Origin of the sequence: Nonomuraea sp. MTCD27 (genome assembly GCF_041950495.1) — a bacterium.
Lineage (GTDB): Bacteria > Actinomycetota > Actinomycetes > Streptosporangiales > Streptosporangiaceae > Nonomuraea.
The window spans coordinates 1-16,757 of the sequence record NZ_JBGNUW010000012.1; the positions used below are offsets into that span (position 1 = coordinate 1).

A 16,757-nucleotide genomic window follows, 5' to 3' on the forward strand; every position below is an offset into this window, starting at 1 on the left:
GTGCAGATCAACGACTTCACCAACGCCGACCCGGCACGCTCGCTACGCCAGGGCCACGTCGGCATCCAGAACCACGGCGCCTCCGACCAGGTCGCCTTCCGCAACATCCGCGTCAAGGAGCTGAGCGTCACGGTGGAGGCCGAGTCCTGTACCTCCAGCCGTGGCGTGCGGGCCGTCCGCCACTCCCCCGCAGGCGGCGGAAAGACGCTCGGCCACATCAACGACGGCGACTGGGCGGGCTACGCGCACGTCACCACGGAGGGCGCGACGGCCTTCTCCGCCCGCGTCTCCTCGGCCGGTTCCGGCGGCACGATCCAGGTCCGCTCGGGCTCGCCCCGCGGGCCGCTCCTCGGCTCGGTCACCGTGCCCGTCACGGGCGGGTGGGAGAGCTTCCGGGACGTCGCCACCACCCTGACCGCCTCCGCCACCGGCCCGCTCCATCTGGTCTTCAAGGGCGGCAGGGGGTTCCTGTTCGACGTCGACAGTTTCACCTTGGGCAGGTATGGCCCCTGACGGCACCGGGCAGGGGGCCTCCATGTCGCACCTGCCCGCGCCCGTGGCGCACCGGACGATCGACGTGGACGGGATCGAGATCTTCTACCGGGAGGCCGGCCCGCCGGACGCCCCGGTGTTCCTGCTGCCGCACGGCTACCCCTGCTCCTCGTACGAGTTCCGCGGCCTCATGCCCGCCCTCGGCGACCGCTGGCGCCTGCTCGCCCCCGACCTGCCGGGCTTCGGCTACAGCGGCACCCCCGAGCACTTCTCCTACACCTTCGACGGCTACGCCGGCTTCCTCGAACGCTTCACCCAGGTGATGGAGCTGTCGCGGTACGCCGTCTACCTGCACGACTACGGCTCCCAGTTCGGCCTCCGGCTGGCCATGCGGGCACCCGAGCGGGTCGCCGCGCTCGTCATCCAGAACGGCGACATCTACGAGGACGCGCTGGGCCCGAAGTACGCGTGGCTGAAGGAGTTCTGGTCGAACCCGACGCCGGAGGGCCGGGAGAAGATGGCCGGCAACGTCTCGGAGGAGGGCTTCCGCGACGAGTTCGCCGGCGAGCTGCCCCCGCACCTCGCCGCGCGGGTGAGCCCGGACCTGTGGAAGCTGCACTGGAGCCTGATGGACACGCCGCGGCGCCGGGCCAACGTCGTGGGCCTGTTCGAGGACCAGGCGACCACGCTCGGCTGGTTCCCCAAGGAGCAGGCGTACCTGCGCGAGCACCGGCCGCCGACGCTCATCGTCTGGGGGCCGCACGACGGCTACATGCCGGAGGAGTCGGCCAGGGCGTACCTGCGCGACCTGCCGGACGCCGAGCTGCACCTGCTCGACGCCGGGCACTGGGCGCTGGAGACCAGCCTCGGGGAGATCGTCCCCCTCGTCCGCGACTTCCTCGGGCGCGTCCACTCCTGAACCGCGGTCAGGTGGCGGGCAGCGCCGTGGCCAGCAGCACCACGCCGAGCGAGCCCACCAGCGAGGTCACCGCCAGGGCCCGCGCCAGCCGGGGCCGGCCGGCTCCCGTGGCCCATCCATGCGCCCCCGCCGCCGCCATGACCAGGCAGAACAGCAGCAGCTTGGCGGCCAGGATCCGCCCGTAACCGGGCTCGGCGAGCGAGGCCCAGGTGACGCCCTTGTGCCAGGCCATGGCCACACCGCTGGCCAGCTGCACGGGCAGGAACACGGCGGCGGTCAGCAGGCCGAAGCGGCGGCCGACGGCCTTCAGCACCTGGCCGCGCCGCTCCTCGTCCAGCAGCCTCCGGGCCAGCGGCAGCAGCACCAGGGAGACGCTGAGCTGCCCGCCGACCCACAGCGCGGCCCCGAGCACGTGCGCGAAGCGCACCACCGACCACCAGGTCATGGCGCGCTCAGGTCCAGCACCGGCGGGTTCTCGCCCTCCAACCGGGTGCCGGAGGGGCCGCACCTGCGGCGCAGGCCGGTGGCGCCCAGGCCGGAGCGGGCGTAGAAGTCGTCGAGGGCGGCGATGACACCGTCCACGGTGGTGGTGGCGTAGCGGGCGTGCCGCAGGTGCAGGCCGTAGCGCTGGGCCACCCGGACCGCCGCCGCCATGTCGGCCGGCGGGCCGTCGCCTTCCGTCGCGATCCATCTCAGGAAGCCGCGCACGCGACGGAGATAGGCGGCCTTGCTGGAGTCCGCCAGGGCGGACCCGGCCAGCGCGGTGGCGTAGGCGGAGATCACCGCCTCGTGAGCGGCTGGGAGCCGGCCTTCCCTCCGGGTGCTCATCGGGGGTCTCCTTGGTGTTCGCGACGGTTGGTGGCAGGTTACGAGCCTGGCGGGGCGGCCCCCGGGCCGGGTAGGGCCGTTGGTCCCGATCCGCGTGGCCTTCCGGCCGGATCGGCGGGCAGGGACCTTCTCCCGGGAAGAGGGGACTTTGGTCCCTACTCGCGGCATCGCCGGGGGCGGCAGGCTGTCGGGGTGACGTACCAGGACGACGACCGGACGGATGCCCGCCGGCTCAGGGAACTGCCCGCGGCCGAGGCCCTGAAGTTGCTGGCGGGGGTGCCGTTCGGGCGGATCGTCTTCACCCGCCACGCGCTGCCCGCGGTCCGGCCGGTGAACCACGTCGTCGTGGACGGGCAGATCATCATCCGCTCCAGTCCCGGCACGATCCTCAGCTCCCACGTGGCGCCCTCGGAGGCCGTGGTGGCGTACGAGGCCGACGAGCTGGACGGTCACGAGCGCCTGGGCTGGAGCGTCATCGTCACCGGGGTGGCCCGCCTGGTGACCGAGCCGCACGAGGCGGCCCGGTTCAAGGCGATGCTCCGCCCCTGGGTGGCGGGCGAGATGGACCAGGTGATCCGGGTCCAGCCGGAGATCGTCACGGGGTTCGTGCTGGTTCCCGCCGCGGCTCCGGCCTAGCGGTACGCCGGCGGTAGACCACGTACGGCCGCCACAGGTACGCGATCGGCGCCGACCAGACGTGCACGAGCCTGGTGAACGGCCACATGCCCACGAACACCCACGCCACCAGCGCGTGCAGCTGGTACACCAGCGGGACGTCCGCCATCAGGTCCGGGTCCGGCCGGAAGGTCAGGACGCCGCGGAACCACACCGCGATCGTGTCGCGGTAGTCGTAGCCGCCGCCGAGCAGGTTGCGGCCCACGGTCCCGGCCATGCCGAGCGCGATCACCACCGCCATGACGGTGAAGAGCGCCTTGTCCATGCGGGTGGTGGTGCGGCGGACCCGCGGGGTGGCCAGGCGGCGGGCCAGCAGCAGCACCAGCCCGGCCACCACCATCACCCCGGCCACGGTGCCGGCGCTCACCGACACCAGGTGGTAGAGGTGCTCGTCGACCCCGACCGCCTCGGTCCAGCTCTTGGGGACGAGCAGGCCGATGACGTGGCCGCCGATGGCCGCGAACACGCCGAGGTGGAACAGCGGCGAGCCGAGCCGCAGCAGCCGGCTCTCCAGCACCTGGGTGGTGCGCGTGGTCCAGCCGAACTGGTCGGCCCGCCAGCGCCAGACGTGGCCGACGACGAAGACGGTCAGGGCGATGTAGGGGATGACGACCCAGAGCGCGACACTCACGGCCGCACCTCCATCTCGTTGAGGGGCGGGCCGTACGGGGCCAGGCCGACCTCCTCGGCCGGCGGTCCCGCCAGCGCGAGGTCGGCGACGGCCAGCCGCTCGGCCTCGGAGAGGTCGGGCAGGGCCGCGCACAGCACGTCGAGCACCAGCGCGTACGGCGAGCCCGCGGCGCGCAGCGCGGTACGGATGAGCTCCAGCCCCTTGCGGTGCTGCCGCAGCGGCGCCTCCCCCGCGGACGGCCCGGCCAGGGCCGCGAACTCGCAGACCACGGGCAGGAAGTCGGGCAGCTCGCCCTCGGGCGGGGTCAGCCCGGCCACGCGGTAGCGCTGCTTGAGCGTCAGCAGGGCCATGCCGCGGCGGCGGGTGTCGCCGTGCAGGTAGTAGGTGAGGTAGAGGCTGGACCTGCGGCGCAGGTCGAAGGTCCGCACGTAGTCGCGGGCCAGCGACATCGGGTCCCGGTCGCCGAACCAGCGCATGAACTCCTCGAGGGCCGGCTGCGGGACCGGCAGCGCGGCGACGGCGCGGCCGAGCTCGGCGCGGGCCGCGAGCAGCCCGGCGTCGGGATACTGCAGCAGCAGCGAGACCAGCCGCAGCAGCGCCGCCCGGTCCTCGGGGCGCTCGACGTAGGTGGTGTCCGGCCGGGAGAGGAGTCTCATGCCGTGCCTCCCTTGCCGACGAAGAGCTTCAGCCCCAGGCGGCCGTCCCCGCGCTTCCCGGTGAGCCCGGTGGGGTGGAACCCGGACATGCCGGGCCCTCCATCGCCGTCCAGGCTGCACCCGTCGGCCTGCGCGGACAGCGCCGCCGCGTCCTCCCGGTGCGCGGCGGGCACCACGTAGCGTTCTTCGTACTTCGCGATGGCCAGCAGCCGGTACATCTCCTCCATGTCGGCCGCCGTCATCCCGGCGGACTCCAGCAGGTCGTGCGCGACCGTGCCGTCGAGGCTGCGGGCCCGCATGTACGAGCGCATCGCCGACAGCTTCATCAGCACGCCGGCCACGACCTCGGTGTCCCCGGCCGAGAACAGGCTCGCCAGGTATTCGAGGGGGATGCGCAGGTCGGTGATGGCGTGGAAGACGTTGTCCGGGTCGTCGGCGTCCGCTCCCGCCCCGGTGACCGCGTCGAGCACGGGTGACAGCGGCGGGATGTACCAGACCATGGGCATCGTGCGGTATTCCGGGTGCAGCGGCAGCGCCACCCGGTAGCGCATGGCCAGCCGGTAGATCGGCGACCTCTGGGCCGCCCTGATCCAGTCCTCGCCGATGCCCGAGGCGCGGGCGGCCTCGATCACCGCCGGGTCCTCGGGGTCGAGGAACACCTTGCGCTGGGCTTCGAGCAGGTCCCGCGGGTCGGCGACGCGGGCGGCGCCGAGCACGGCGTCGGCGTCGTACAGGATGAGCCCGATGTAGCGCAGCCGGCCGACGCAGGTCTCGGCGCACACGGTCGGCTGCCCCGCCTCGATCCGGGGATAGCAGAACGTGCACTTCTCGGCCTTGCCGGTCTTGTGGTTGACGTACACCTTCTTGTACGGGCACGACGACACGCACATGCGCCAGCCGCGGCAGCGCTCCTGGTCGACCAGCACGATGCCGTCCTCCTCGCGCTTGTACATCGCGCCGGAGGGGCAGGCGGCCACGCACGCCGGGTTGAGGCAGTGCTCGCAGATGCGCGGCAGGTGGAACATGAACGTCCGGTCGAACTCCAGCCGCACCTTCTCCGCCATCGCGGCCAGGTTGGGGTCGGCGGGTGCGGTCTCGTGGGCGCCACCGAGGTCGTCCTCCCAGTTCGCGCCCCAGGTGATGGCCATGTCCCGGCCGGTGATGGCGGACTTGGGGCGGATGACCGGGGTGTGCGGCCCGGCCGGGGCGTTGATGAGGGTGTCGTAGTCGTAGGTGGCGGGCTCGTAGTAGTCGTCGAGGTCGGGCAGGTCCGGGTTGGCGAACAGGTTGATCAGCCGCCTGACCCGGCCGCCGGAGCGGAGCTTGAGCCGGCCGCGCCGGTCGACCTGCCAGCCGCCGCGCCAGCGCTCCTGGTCCTCGTAGCGCTTGGGGTAGCCGATGCCGGGCTTGGTCTCGACGTTGTTGAACCAGACGTACTCGACGCCCTCCCGGTTGGTCCAGGTCTGCTTGCAGGTGACCGAGCAGGTGTGGCAGCCGATGCACTTGTCCAGGTTCATCACCATGGCCACCTGGGCGAGGACGCGCATCAGTAATCGACCTCCTGGGCCCGCCGCCGGATCGTGGTGATCTCGTCACGCTGGTTGCCGGTGGGGCCGTAGTAGTTGAAGGCGTAGGTGAACTGCGCGTACCCGCCGATGAGGTGGCTGGGTTTGAGCAGCAGCCGGGTGAGGGAGTTGTGCACGCCGCCGCGGCGGCCTGACTTCTCGGTGAGCGGGACGTTCACGTTGCGGTCCTTCGCGTGGTACATGTACACCGTCCCGGTGGGCATGCGGTGCGAGACGACCGCGCGGGCGACGACGACGCCGTTGCGGTTGTACGCCTCGATCCAGTCGTTGTCGCGCACGCCGATCTTCTCGGCGTCGGCCACGCTCATCCAGATCGTGGGCCCGCCGCGGGAGAGCGCGAGCATGTAGGCGTTGTCCTGGTACTCGGAGTGGATGGACCACTTGGAGTGCGGGGTGAGGTAGCGGACGGTGACCTCGGCGCCCTCGCCGTCGCCCTGCTCGCCGTAGTGGCGGTGCATGTTGAGCGGCGGGCGGTAGGCGGGCAGCTGCTCGCCCAGCTCGATGATCCAGTCGTGGTCGAGGAAGAACTGCTGGCGGCCTGTCAGGGTGTGCCAGGGTTTGTCCCGCTCGACGTTGATGACGAACGCGGAGTAGCGGCGCCCGCCGGTCTCCGAGCCCGACCACTCCGGCGAGGTGATCACGGGCTGCGGCCGGGACTGCGTGTCGGCGAACGTGATCCGCTTGCCCTCGTGCTCGGCCGCCAGGTCGGCCAGCCGGGTGCCGGTGCGCCGTTCGAGCGTCTCGAACCCCTGCGTGGACAGCCGCCCGTTGGTGGTGCCCGACATCGCGAGGATGGCCTCGCACATGCCCTCGGCCGTGGCCAGGGAGACGTCGCCCTCCGGGGTGACGCCGTTCTTGGTGCGCAGGTAGTCCAGCTCCGGCCCCACCTGGTAGGTGATGCCCTTGGTGGTCAGGCCCTGCCGCTCGAACAGCGGGCCGATGCCGCGCATGCGCCGGGCGGTGGCCGCGTAGTCGCGCTCGATCGTCACCAGCTTGGGCATCGTCCGGCCGGGTACGGGCTCGCACTCGCCGTGCTTCCAGTCCCGGACCCGCCCGCCGGGCTGGGCCAGCTCGTCGGGGGTGTCGTGGACGAGCGGCACGGCCAGCACGTCGGTGCGCCTGCCCAGGTGCTCGGCGGCCAGCTCGGAGAACCGGTCGGCGAGGGAGAGGAAGGCGTCGTAGTCGGTGCGCGTCTGCCAGGGCGGCGCGATGGCGGGGTTGAACGCGTGCACGAACGGGTGCATGTCGGTGCTGGACAGGTCGTGCTTCTCGTACCAGGTGGCGGCGGGGAGCACGATGTCGGAGAACAGCGCCGTGGAGGTCATCCGGAAGTCGACCGTGGTGAGCAGGTCGAGCTTGCCCTCGGCGGGCTCCTCGCGCCAGGTCACCTCGGCCGGCCGCGCCCCCTCGGGGGTCTCCTCGTTGCGCTGCTCGGCGTCGGCGCCGAGCAGGTGGCGCAGGAAGTACTCGTTGCCCTTGCCGGAGGAGCCGAGCAGGTTGGCCCGCCAGACGGTGAGCACGCGCGGGAAGTTGGCCGGGTCGCCGGGGTCCTCGGCGGCGAAGCGCAGCCGGCCGGAGGTCAGCTCGTTCACCACGTGCTCGGCCACGGGGACGCCCTTGGCGGCGGCCTCGTCGGCCAGGTCGAGCGGGTTGCGGTTGAAGGTGGGGTAGGAGGGCAGCCAGCCCAGCCGCGCCGCCTGGACATTGCAGTCGGCGAACGTCCGGCCCTCGAACAGGCCGGCGCCGAGCGGGCTGGCCAGCTCGCCGGCCTGGATGCGCTCGTAGCGCCACTGGTCGGTGGCCAGGTACCAGAACGCGGTGCCGGCCATGTGCCTGGTCGGGCGCTGCCAGTCGAAGGCGAAGGCCAGGTGCTGGAAGCTCATCAACGGCCGGACCTTCTCCTGGCCCACGTAGTGCGCCCAGCCGCCGCCGTTGACGCCCTGGCAGCCGGTCAGCAGCACCAGCGTCAGGAAGGAGCGGTAGATCTGGTCGGAGTGGAACCAGTGGTTGGTGCCCGCGCCCATCGCGATCATCGACCGGCCTCGCGTGCGCTCGGCGTTGCGGGCGAACTCGCGGGCGATCCTGGTGATCGTCGCGGCCGGCACCGAGGTGATCTCCTCGGCCCAGGCCGGCGTGTACGGCTGCGTGGCGTCCTCGTAGGAGTCCGGCCACTCGCCAGGGAGGTCGCGCTTGACGCCGTACTGGGCCATGAGCAGGTCGAACACGGTCGTGACGAGCTTGCCGCCCACCTCGGTCACCGGCACGCCGCGGCGCATGACGCTGCCGCCCTCGGTGTCGCCCTCGTCGAAGCGCGGCAGGTCCACGGCGACCGCGCGCCGCCCGAGCAGCGTCAGCGCGGGCTCGGCGCCGTCCAGGCCGAGGTTCCAGCGGCCCTCGCCCTCCTCGCCCCAGCGGAAGCCCAGGGAGCCGTTGGGCACGACGGGCTCACCGCTCTTCCCATCGAGGAAGACGGTCTTGAACTCGGCGTTCTCGCCGCCCTCGTCGGACAGGTCGGCGGCGGTGAGGAAGCGGCGCGGGACGTACGCGTCGCCGCGCTCCTCCAGCGTCACCAGGAACGGCAGGTCCGTGTATTTCCGGACATAGTCGGTGAAGTAGGGGACCTGGCGATCGCGGAAGAACTCGGCCAGCGTCACGTGACCCATCGCCATGGCCAGCGCCCCGTCCGTACCCGGATGCGGGGACAGCCAGTCGTCGGCGAACTTGACGTTGTCGGCGTAGTCCGGGCTGACCGCGACGACCTTGGTGCCCTGGTAGCGGGCCTCGGTCATGAAGTGCGCGTCGGGCGTCCTGGTGACCGGGATGTTGGACCCCCACATGATCAGGTAGCGGGAGTTCCACCAGTCGGCGGCCTCGGGCACGTCCGTCTGGTCGCCCCACACCTGCGGCGAGGCGATCGGCAGGTCGGCGTACCAGTCGTAGAACGACAGCAGCGTGCCCCCGATCATCGACAGGAACCGCGTGCCGGCCGCGAACGACGCCATCGACATCGCCGGGATCGGGGAGAACCCCACGACGCGGTCCGGCCCGTGCCGCTTGATCGTGTGCACGTGGGCGGCGGCCATGATCTCCAGGACCTCGTCCCAGCTCGACCGCACGAACCCGCCCTTGCCGCGGGCCCGCTTGTACGCCCTGGACCGCTCGGGGTCGCCGGTCAGCTCCGCCCACGCCAGCACGGGGTCGCCCAGCCGGGCCTTCGCCTCGCGCCACATCTCCAGGAGCACCCCGCGCACGTACGGGTAGCGCACGCGCGAGGGCGAGTAGGTGTACCACGAGAACGAGGCCCCGCGCGGGCAGCCGCGCGGCTCGTACTCGGGCGAGTCGGGCCCCACCGACGGGTAGTCCGTCGCCTGGTGCTCCCACGTGATCAGCCCGTCCTTGACGAACACCTGCCACGAGCACGAGCCCGTGCAGTTCACCCCGTGCGTGGAGCGCACGACCTTGTCGTGCGCCCACCGGTCACGGTAGAAGCGGTCCCAGGCGCTGGGGTCTATCCGGTGCAGGGTCCGGCCGTCGGCCGACACCTCCGCCCTGGTGAAGAACGTACGGGCGGCCAGCAGCGGCCCCATCCCCGGGGTCGCGTCGATATCACTCACGGCAATCTTCCTCGCCATAGCAGGCAGCAGCTGACACGGCTCAAGCCTCGTGGCCACCACCCGGTTCACGGCAGGGACCAAAGTCCCGTCTCAGAGGCCCGATGGGCCCACGATCAGCGCGATCGGCGGGACCTTCGGCCCTGACGCGGCGGCGGTCGCCGGCGGGATGCTGGCAGGCGGCGACCCGATGCCCGCGTGCTTCGAAAGGACTGGACCATGTGCAACTACTGCGGCTGCCGGGAGTTCCCGTTGATCGGCCGCCTCTCCCAGGAGCACTGGGACATCGAGGAGTGCGCCGGGGCGCTGCGCCGGGCCATCCACGAGGGCCGGCACGGAGACGCCGCCGCCCTGCTCGACGAGTTGCCGGCGCTGCTCCTCCCGCACACCGCCGCCGAGGAGAGCGGGCTGTTCGCCGAGCTGCGCGCCGAGGGCTCGCTGGCCGACGAGGTGGAGCGGCTCTGCGGCGAGCACGCGGGCATCCACGGCGCGCTCGCGGCGGTCGATCGGCGCGCGCCGGACTGGGCCGCGGTGCTGGCCGCCCTCGACCGGTTGCACCAGCACATCGACCACGAGGAGCACGGGTTGTTCCCCGCCGCCGTCATCATGCTCCCGCTCGCCGCGTGGGACCGCATCACGCCCGTCTCCTGACGGCACGCACGGGCCTCACCACCGGGACCGGCCCGTCGGTGTGGAAGGCCCGCGCCGGTTGATCGGGCCGGCCGCCCGTGGCCGGCCCGATCAGCGGGCGCGCACCTGGAACAGTCCGTGCGCGCCCGCTTCCGCGTGCCGCATCGTGTGGTCCACCACCGGATACGTGCCCGCCTTGGGGAAGACCAGCTCCGCGAACCCGCCCTGCGCCGGCGCCAGGTCCAGCACCTGGGCCCCGCCGGGATCGCCCTTGCGCAGCAGGTACGCGCCCTCCTTGAACACCGTGTCGAACGGCGCCCCCACCACGTGCAAGGCCGTGCCCGAGCTGGGACCGGCGGCCACCGCCCAGATCCGCACCCGCTCCCCGGCCGTGGCCCGCAGCGGGGCGTGGTCGTAGCCGGCGGCGGTGCCGTTGAACATCCAGCCGTCCGGCTCGCCCCGCCGCATCTTGGCCGCCTGGGCCTCGGAGCCGGGCTCCCCCAGGTACAGCTCGCCCTGCACGAGCAGGTACTCGCGGTCCACCTCGGGCAGGTCCGGCGGATCGATGACGACCGCGCCGTACATGCCGTTGGCGATGTGCTGGTTCATGGGCATGGTCGAGCAGTGGTACAGCCACGCGCCGGCGTGCTCGGCCCGGAACCTGTACGTCAGCCGCTCCCCCGGCTGGATCGTGCGCATCGGCCCGTCCGGCGCGGTCGCCCCCGCGTGGAAGTCGATGCCGTGGCCCATCGTGCCCGCGTTGACGAACGTCACGACGAACACGTCGCCCACCTTGCCGCGCAGCACCGGCCCCGGCATGGTGCCGTCGAACGTCCACACGCGCTGCCTCACCCCGGGCGCGACCTCCTGGACGGCGGTGTCGCCGGCCCGGATCTCGACGTGGTGCTGGGTGCCGCCGGGGGCTGGCCTGAGGGTCGCGTCGTACGGGGTCCAGCCCGGCGTCATGGGAGCGCCCGGATCCAGCCGGCCGGGTGCCGTGGTCGTGGCCCGGTCCCCGCTCCGGCTCCGGCCGTGCCCCGCGTCATGTCCGCCGCTCCGCGGGGAGGCCGCCGCCGCGCCCTTGGGGACGATCCGCATGGTCATGCCCGCCGCGCGATGCCCGGCCACCGTGCACCAGCCGTCCACGGCCTCGCCCAGCGGCTCCAGCTTCAGCGTGGCGCTCCTTCCCGGCGCCAGCATCGGGGTGCGCTCGCCGGTGCCCAGGCGCAGGTCGTGCCGCTGGGCGTCGGTGTTGGTGACGCGCAACGTCAGCACCGTCCCGGCGGGCGCCTCGATCAGCGACGGCCGGATGCTCATCCCGGACAGCGTCACGTCGACCGTCCGCGAGCCGGTCGCGACCACCGTCGCCGGCCCCGAGCCACCGCTCGTGGCGACGACGACGGCGGCGACCGTCAGCAGGCACCCGGCGACCACACCGGACACGGCAGGCATGACCCGCCGCCACCGCCCCCAGCCCCCGCTGAGGACCACGCTCTCGCCACCGGCCACCGGGCTCGGAGCCGCGCCGACCGCACCGGGCAGGGGGGCGGTGGACAGGCGGCGGGCTCTGATCAGGGCGGTGCCGGCCAGGCCCACGAAGGCCAGGACCGAGCCGAGGACCAGGGCCCAGCCCAGCACCGCCGGCGGGCCCGGCACCGGCAGGGCCAGCAGCGGAACCCCCAGGTTGAACGCCACCAGCCGGACGGCCCAGCCGCGCTCCAGCAGCGCCGCGTGCTCCTTGAACCGGGCCGGCCCGCCCCCCAGCACCGCGGGCAGCAGGTGCAGCAGCGAGCCCAGCAGCACCTGGGCGACGAACCCGGCGAGCACCAGCGGCAGCAGCGGTGCCAGCGCCGCGGCGACCTCGTGCGCCGGCCGCGTGGCCACGACCACCAGGTCGGCCACCAGCGCCACCTCGAACCAGACGATCGCCGCACCCAGCATCCACGAGGCGCCGGTGTGCGGCCGCCTGCGCCGCAGCGCGTCGGCCAGCGGCACCAGCGCCGCCAGCCCACCGGCCGCGTACGCCGCCAGCCCCGCCAGGGCCGCCCATCGCCAGCCGGTCAGCAGGCCGCCGGTGGCCACCGCCAGCCCGGGCCCGGCCAGCCACAGGCCCACGCGCGAGGCCCGCCGGGTCCCGTCCGCCATGCGGGTCCGCAGGACCGTCGGCCACAGGGTGAACAGGGTGCCCAGGACGGTCAGCCCGACCCAGCCGAGCAGGTTCACCTGGGCGTGCGCGGCGTGCAGCCGCTCGTGCCCGTGGTGCCAGACGTCCGCGGCCAGCAGCCCGCCCAGGATTCCGCCGGCGGCGAGCGCCGCGGCGGCGGACACGTACCAGCCGATGACGTGGCCGAACCGGCCGGGCAGCGCCTGACGTACCAGCCGGACGAGCATGGCGGCGTGCCACAGCACCACTCCCACCACCAGCGCGGCGCCGGCGGCGGCCACCTGCCACGGTCCCGCCGACATCCCGATCAGGACGGCGACCGTGGCCGCGTTCAGCACCGCCAGCCTGGCCAGGCTCCCGCGCTCCGGCGGGGTGCGGACGCGCAGCAGCGACACGGCGAAATGCTCGCTCCAGATCAGGATGGCGGTGCTGACCGCGCCCAGCAGGAACACGTGGATCAGCAGCCAGCGCGGCGCCGGCAGCACGTCGCCCGCCGTCGCCACCACGACGGTCAGGGCGAGCCAGCCGACGACGATCGCGTTCGCGCGCAGGTGCCAGGAGGCACGCATGCGCGGCGGCGGCCCGGCGGGCGCCGGGCGGCCCTTCTCCATACGGATATCGACCGGACTCACTCCGTTACCTCCCTCTAGTGTCCGGAGCGCGTCAGCGTGATCGCGCATCCGGCGGACATCAGCACCGCGAGCCCCGCCCGGCGTGCGCACCGTGGTCCGTCACGCCCGCGTGCGGTCATCGGGTGCGGTCGGCGGTGAGGGGAGTGCCGGGGCGGGTGGTGCGGCGGGTGGTGGCGGAGCGGACCACGGTCACCGTCAGGGCCAGGGTGAGGACGCCCGTGACGGCCAGGAGGCCAAGGCCGAGACCGTAGGAGCCGAGCCGGCCGTAGATGAAGCCCATGACCAGCGGCGGTACGAAGCCGCCGAGGCCGCCGGCGGCCCCGACCAGGCCGGTGACGGTGCCGACCTTGTCCGGCGGCGCGGTGCGGGTGATCAGGGCGAAGGTGGCGCCGCTGCCGGCTCCGAGCGCCGCCGCCATGGTGAGGAAGGCGATCGTGCCGACCGGCAGCAGGCTGGGGGTGAGGGCCTGGATGGCGGCCATGACGGTGACGACGAGGAATGTGCCGGTGAGGACGGGCACCGGGCCGATGCGGTCCGAGAGCCAGCCGCCGAGCGGCCGGGCCAGGACGGCCAGGACGACGAATCCGGCCATGCGGTTGGCGGCGTCGGCCTGCTCCAGGCCGTAGCCGGTCTGCAGGTAGGCGGGCAGGTAGACGGAGAAGGCGACGTAACCGCCGAAGGCGACGGCGTACAGGACGCAGGCCTGCCAGGTGATGGGCAGTTTCAGGGTGTCGGTCATGCGGGTGAGGAGGGGCTGGGTGGCGACGGCGCGGCCGGGGGCGTCGCGCAGGACGAGCCAGGCGATGACGGCGTAGACGGCCAGGGCGGCGGCGGTGATGAGGAAGGGGGTGGCGGCGCCGCCGGTGCGGACGAGGGGGACGGTGGTCAGGGCGCTGACGGCGGTGCCGCCCATGCCGGCGCCGAAGATCCCGACGGCCAGGCCGCGCCGGTGCGGCGGGAACCAGGCGTTGACGAAGGGCACGCCCACGGCGAAGGCCGTGCCGCCGATGCCGAGGAAGAAGCCGCCGGTCAGCAGGGCGGCCAGGGAGGTCTGCCCGGCCACGCCGATGAACAGCACGGGCACGATGGCGGCGGCGGAGACGAGGGGGAACATCACGCGGCCGCCGAAGCGGTCGGTCAGGGCGCCGACGGGGATGCGGCCCAGCGAGCCGACGATCACCGGTACGGCGACCAGCAGCGCCTGCTGCGCCGCCGACAGGCCGAGCAGCTCCTTGAAACGCGGTCCGAGGGGGCTGAGCAGGGCCCAGGCCCAGAAGTTCACCGCGAAGCCCAATGTCGCCAGGCCGAGCATCAACGCGGGCGTGCGACCGCGAGGGGCGGCCGGTGCGTTCGTCATGTCATCCTCACGTGGTTCATGGATTCAGGGATTCTCGGTCGGGGTTCGGGACCCAGGGCGCGGCGAGGTGGCAGCGGCGGCCGCCCGGTCATCTGAGGGCTCCCAGCAGGAGGTGTGCCACCACGTCGGCGGCCGAGTGGTCGTCGGGCAGGCCGTCGAGGAAGGCGGTGTCCTGGCCGAGGGTGAGCAGCGGCGGCTCGTCGTAGCCGTCGGCGCGGTGCTGCCCGAGCCCGATCGCGGCCAGCAGGCCGTTGCACAGGCAGCGCCGCCCGTCCGCCTCCTCGGCGGGGCGGCCCTTGCGCACGTAGACGTCCACCGGCTCGGCGGGGCAGCGGTAGCCGATCGAGCCGTCCGGCCTGGCGTACGAGCTGCGCAGGTAGCCCAGGTCGCACAGCCGTGGCCGCGCCTCGTACACCTCCGGCTCCGACACCGTCCCCTCGACCTCGGCGATCTTGAACGGGAACCCGGTCGGCGAGGCCCGCGGGTCGTTGCGCACCTGGAGGGCGCGGTGCGCGGTCCGCTCGCGCAGCCGCCGGCGCAGGACGGGATCCAGCCCGGACTCCCGGCACAGCGCGAACGCCGATCCCACCTGGATCCCCTCCGCGCCCGCCGCCCAGGCCCGCTCCAGGCCGCCGGGCGTGCCGTACCCGCCGGCCAGCCAGTACGGCAGCCCGAGCGCGGCGACCTTGCCCAGGTCGACCTCGTCGCGCGGTCCGTAGACCGGCTCCCCCGCCGCGTCGAGCACCATCCGGCCGCGGGGCGGCGCGCTGTGCCCGCCCGCCACCGGCGACTCGATCACGAACCCGTCCGGCCTGGTGGCCGGCGATCGGGCCAGGTACGCGGCCAGCACGTGGGACGACACGATCGCCAGCAGCCGGGGCCGGGCCAGCGGCGTCAGGCGGTGGCCAAGCAGCTCGACCGGGTCGATCCCGGCCGTGTGCCCCTCGGCGCCCGCCACGCTCACCGAGAGCCGGGCGGTGCGGTGCTCGGCCAGGTCGTCGAGCAGGCGCGGGATCTCCGCCGGGATGCCGGCGCCGACCAGCACGAAGTCGGCCCCGGCCAGCATCGCGCCGTACGCGGCGGCGGGCGTGGCGAGCTGGATCTTCTCCAGGTAGTTGACGCCGACGGGGCCGTCGTGGTCCTCCTTGGCCAGGAAGACCTCGGCGAAGTTGGCGACCACGGCCAGCTCGTCGCGGGCCCGGCTGTAGCGCAGCCCCAGCCGCGGCACCGGCCGGTACGTCACGTCCCGGCCGGACCCGCCGGGCACGAAATAGCGGCCCAGCACCCGCTCGGCGACCTCGGGCACGGGGAAGCAGGCCAGCGCGCGGCGCAGGTGTCCGCCGGGGTCGCCGCGCTGCAGCCGCCGGGCCAGGGTGACGTCGAGCGCCGTGCCCGACACCACGCCGAGCTGCCCGGTGGCGGCCACCGCGCGGGCCAGCCGCCAGCCCGACACGCCCACCCCCATGCCGCCCTGGATCAGGACGGGTCGCGCCGGCTCAGACACGCGGGGCCTCCGCCTCGTCCAGGACCTCGGACACGGGGCGGCGGGGCACGCGCGGGACCGGCGGGCCGTACCCGACCCTGATCAGCATCTGCACGTGCCCGAGCGGCCCCGTCCGGTCGCCGCGGTGCTGTGCCGGGCGCAGGTCGAGCGGCTGGCCGAACATCGATGCCGACACGCCGTGCGTGGTCGCGACGAGCAGCACCCGTTGCAGCACCTGCCCGGCGCGCAGCCAGTCGCGCGGCCCGTCACGCCGGGTGAACAGGGCCGCGATCTGCGGGTCGGACTCGAAGTCGGCGCTCCGCCGGGCCTGGTCCTGCCCCGGCACCGCCTGGCCGCCCAGCCCGAAGTCGCGCATGGGCAGCTCACCGCCGCGCGGGCGCGGGCCGAAGGCGTGCGCGGGCACCCCGTCGAAGCGCCGGTCCGGGGCGGTCCAGCAGGCCAGCTCCGCGCGGTAGGACTCCTCGGCGGACAGCGTGTCGTCGGCCGCGCCGACCATGTCGAGCACCCGCCGCGCCGTCCGCCCCTTGACCAGGACGAGCGTGGCGCCCTCCGCGTACGCGGCGTGGACCAGGTCGACGAAGACGTCCTTGGCCAGCCGCCGATCGTCGAAGGGGAACCGGTTGGTACGCCGGTGCGGGATCATGTCGTGCAGCAGCCGCTCGTCCCGGCCCGGCGGGTCACCGGGCGTGGCACGCACGGTGGCCAGCAGCTCGGGACGCCGGGCCGGGTCGGGCAACAGCGTGACGCGGGCGTCGTGCCCGGTCATCCGGAGCGCCAGCCGGAGGTTGCAGAGCGCGGCCCCGCAACTGGTGGCCAGGCCGCGCCCCATCGGGTCGATGGCGGTGAGCAACCGGTCGAGGTCGGCGTACAGCTCCATGGTCGCGTCGTCGACTCGGCGGAAGCGCCAGGGCTGGGTGTTGTGCACCGACGGCGCCGCGACGGCGGCGTTCACCAGCGCGCGCACGCCGGCGCGGGTGGCGAACGGCTTCTCCCCGGAGATGACAGCTGACATGGCCCCAAGATCCCGCGCCCGGGGGTGCCCGGGGCAGGGACCAAAGTCCCTTCCAGCTGG

At 73.5% G+C, this 16,757-nt stretch carries 14 protein-coding genes; 4 read left to right on the forward strand and 10 right to left on the reverse strand.

Features of this window, described 5'->3' with window-relative positions; translation table 11 throughout:
• Positions 1-513: carbohydrate-binding protein (locus tag ACBJ59_RS31620; protein WP_375113869.1), on the forward strand; the 513-nt coding region annotated here is incomplete at its 5' end.
• A complete protein-coding gene (locus ACBJ59_RS31625; RefSeq protein ID WP_375113870.1) occupies positions 503-1,411 on the forward strand; it encodes an alpha/beta fold hydrolase in 909 nt (302 codons plus the stop codon). The genes ACBJ59_RS31620 and ACBJ59_RS31625, both read left to right, overlap by 11 nt.
• Before the next feature lie 7 nt (positions 1,412-1,418).
• Here the strand turns inward: ACBJ59_RS31625 and ACBJ59_RS31630 are convergent, their stop codons facing one another.
• Both ACBJ59_RS31630 and ACBJ59_RS31635 read right to left on the reverse strand, forming a co-directional pair.
• Positions 1,419-1,856, reverse strand: coding sequence for a hypothetical protein (locus ACBJ59_RS31630; protein ID WP_375113871.1), 438 nt, complete (start codon positions 1,854-1,856; stop codon positions 1,419-1,421).
• Positions 1,853-2,239: a hypothetical protein gene (locus ACBJ59_RS31635; RefSeq protein ID WP_375113872.1), complete on the reverse strand. Its 387-nt coding sequence runs from the start codon at positions 2,237-2,239 to the stop codon at positions 1,853-1,855. The genes ACBJ59_RS31630 and ACBJ59_RS31635 overlap by 4 nt, the downstream gene beginning before the upstream one ends.
• A 192-nt stretch (positions 2,240-2,431) precedes the next feature.
• Between ACBJ59_RS31635 and ACBJ59_RS31640 the strand changes: the two genes are divergently transcribed.
• Positions 2,432-2,875, forward strand: a complete 444-nt coding sequence (locus ACBJ59_RS31640; RefSeq protein ID WP_375113873.1) for a pyridoxamine 5'-phosphate oxidase family protein — start codon at positions 2,432-2,434, stop codon at positions 2,873-2,875.
• On the opposite strand, the gene narI is transcribed toward ACBJ59_RS31640, so the two are convergent.
• Genes narI through ACBJ59_RS31660 form a run of 4 tightly spaced genes read right to left on the reverse strand, consistent with a single transcriptional unit; the run spans position 2,835 to position 9,419 of the window.
• Complete coding sequence (gene narI, locus ACBJ59_RS31645) at positions 2,835-3,545, reverse strand: respiratory nitrate reductase subunit gamma (protein ID WP_375113874.1); 711 nt, start codon at positions 3,543-3,545, stop codon at positions 2,835-2,837. The genes ACBJ59_RS31640 and narI overlap by 41 nt on opposite strands.
• Entirely contained in the window at positions 3,542-4,201 is a 660-nt protein-coding gene (gene narJ / locus ACBJ59_RS31650) for a nitrate reductase molybdenum cofactor assembly chaperone (protein WP_375113875.1), read from the reverse strand. Before narJ ends, narI begins: the two co-directional genes overlap by 4 nt.
• A complete protein-coding gene (narH, locus tag ACBJ59_RS31655; RefSeq protein WP_375113876.1) occupies positions 4,198-5,748 on the reverse strand; it encodes a nitrate reductase subunit beta in 1,551 nt (516 codons plus the stop codon). Before narH ends, narJ begins: the two co-directional genes overlap by 4 nt.
• A complete protein-coding gene (locus ACBJ59_RS31660) occupies positions 5,748-9,419 on the reverse strand; it encodes a nitrate reductase subunit alpha (protein WP_375113877.1) in 3,672 nt (1,223 codons plus the stop codon). The genes narH and ACBJ59_RS31660 overlap by 1 nt, the downstream gene beginning before the upstream one ends.
• Positions 9,420-9,617: 198 nt before the next feature.
• Here ACBJ59_RS31660 and ACBJ59_RS31665 point away from each other — a divergent pair, with 198 nt between their 5' ends.
• Positions 9,618-10,049, forward strand: a complete 432-nt coding sequence (locus tag ACBJ59_RS31665; RefSeq protein WP_375113878.1) for a hemerythrin domain-containing protein — start codon at positions 9,618-9,620, stop codon at positions 10,047-10,049.
• A gap of 90 nt (positions 10,050-10,139) precedes the next feature.
• Here ACBJ59_RS31665 and ACBJ59_RS31670 read toward each other — a convergent pair whose 3' ends face one another.
• From ACBJ59_RS31670 to ACBJ59_RS31685, 4 genes are all read right to left on the reverse strand, one after another.
• Positions 10,140-12,824, reverse strand: a complete 2,685-nt coding sequence (locus ACBJ59_RS31670) for a multicopper oxidase domain-containing protein (protein WP_375113879.1) — start codon at positions 12,822-12,824, stop codon at positions 10,140-10,142.
• 115 nt (positions 12,825-12,939) lie between these two features.
• The gene (locus ACBJ59_RS31675) at positions 12,940-14,181 is read right to left on the reverse strand and encodes an MFS transporter (RefSeq protein ID WP_375113880.1); all 1,242 of its coding nucleotides are present in this window, start codon (positions 14,179-14,181) and stop codon (positions 12,940-12,942) included.
• A gap of 88 nt (positions 14,182-14,269) precedes the next feature.
• Positions 14,270-15,685, reverse strand: a complete 1,416-nt coding sequence (locus ACBJ59_RS31680) for a nitronate monooxygenase (protein ID WP_375113881.1) — start codon at positions 15,683-15,685, stop codon at positions 14,270-14,272.
• On the reverse strand, positions 15,678-16,697 hold the full coding sequence (locus ACBJ59_RS31685; RefSeq protein WP_375113882.1) for an Acg family FMN-binding oxidoreductase: 1,020 nt from the start codon (positions 16,695-16,697) through the stop codon (positions 15,678-15,680). The genes ACBJ59_RS31680 and ACBJ59_RS31685 overlap by 8 nt, the downstream gene beginning before the upstream one ends.
• Between the last annotated feature and the right edge of the window lie 60 nt (positions 16,698-16,757).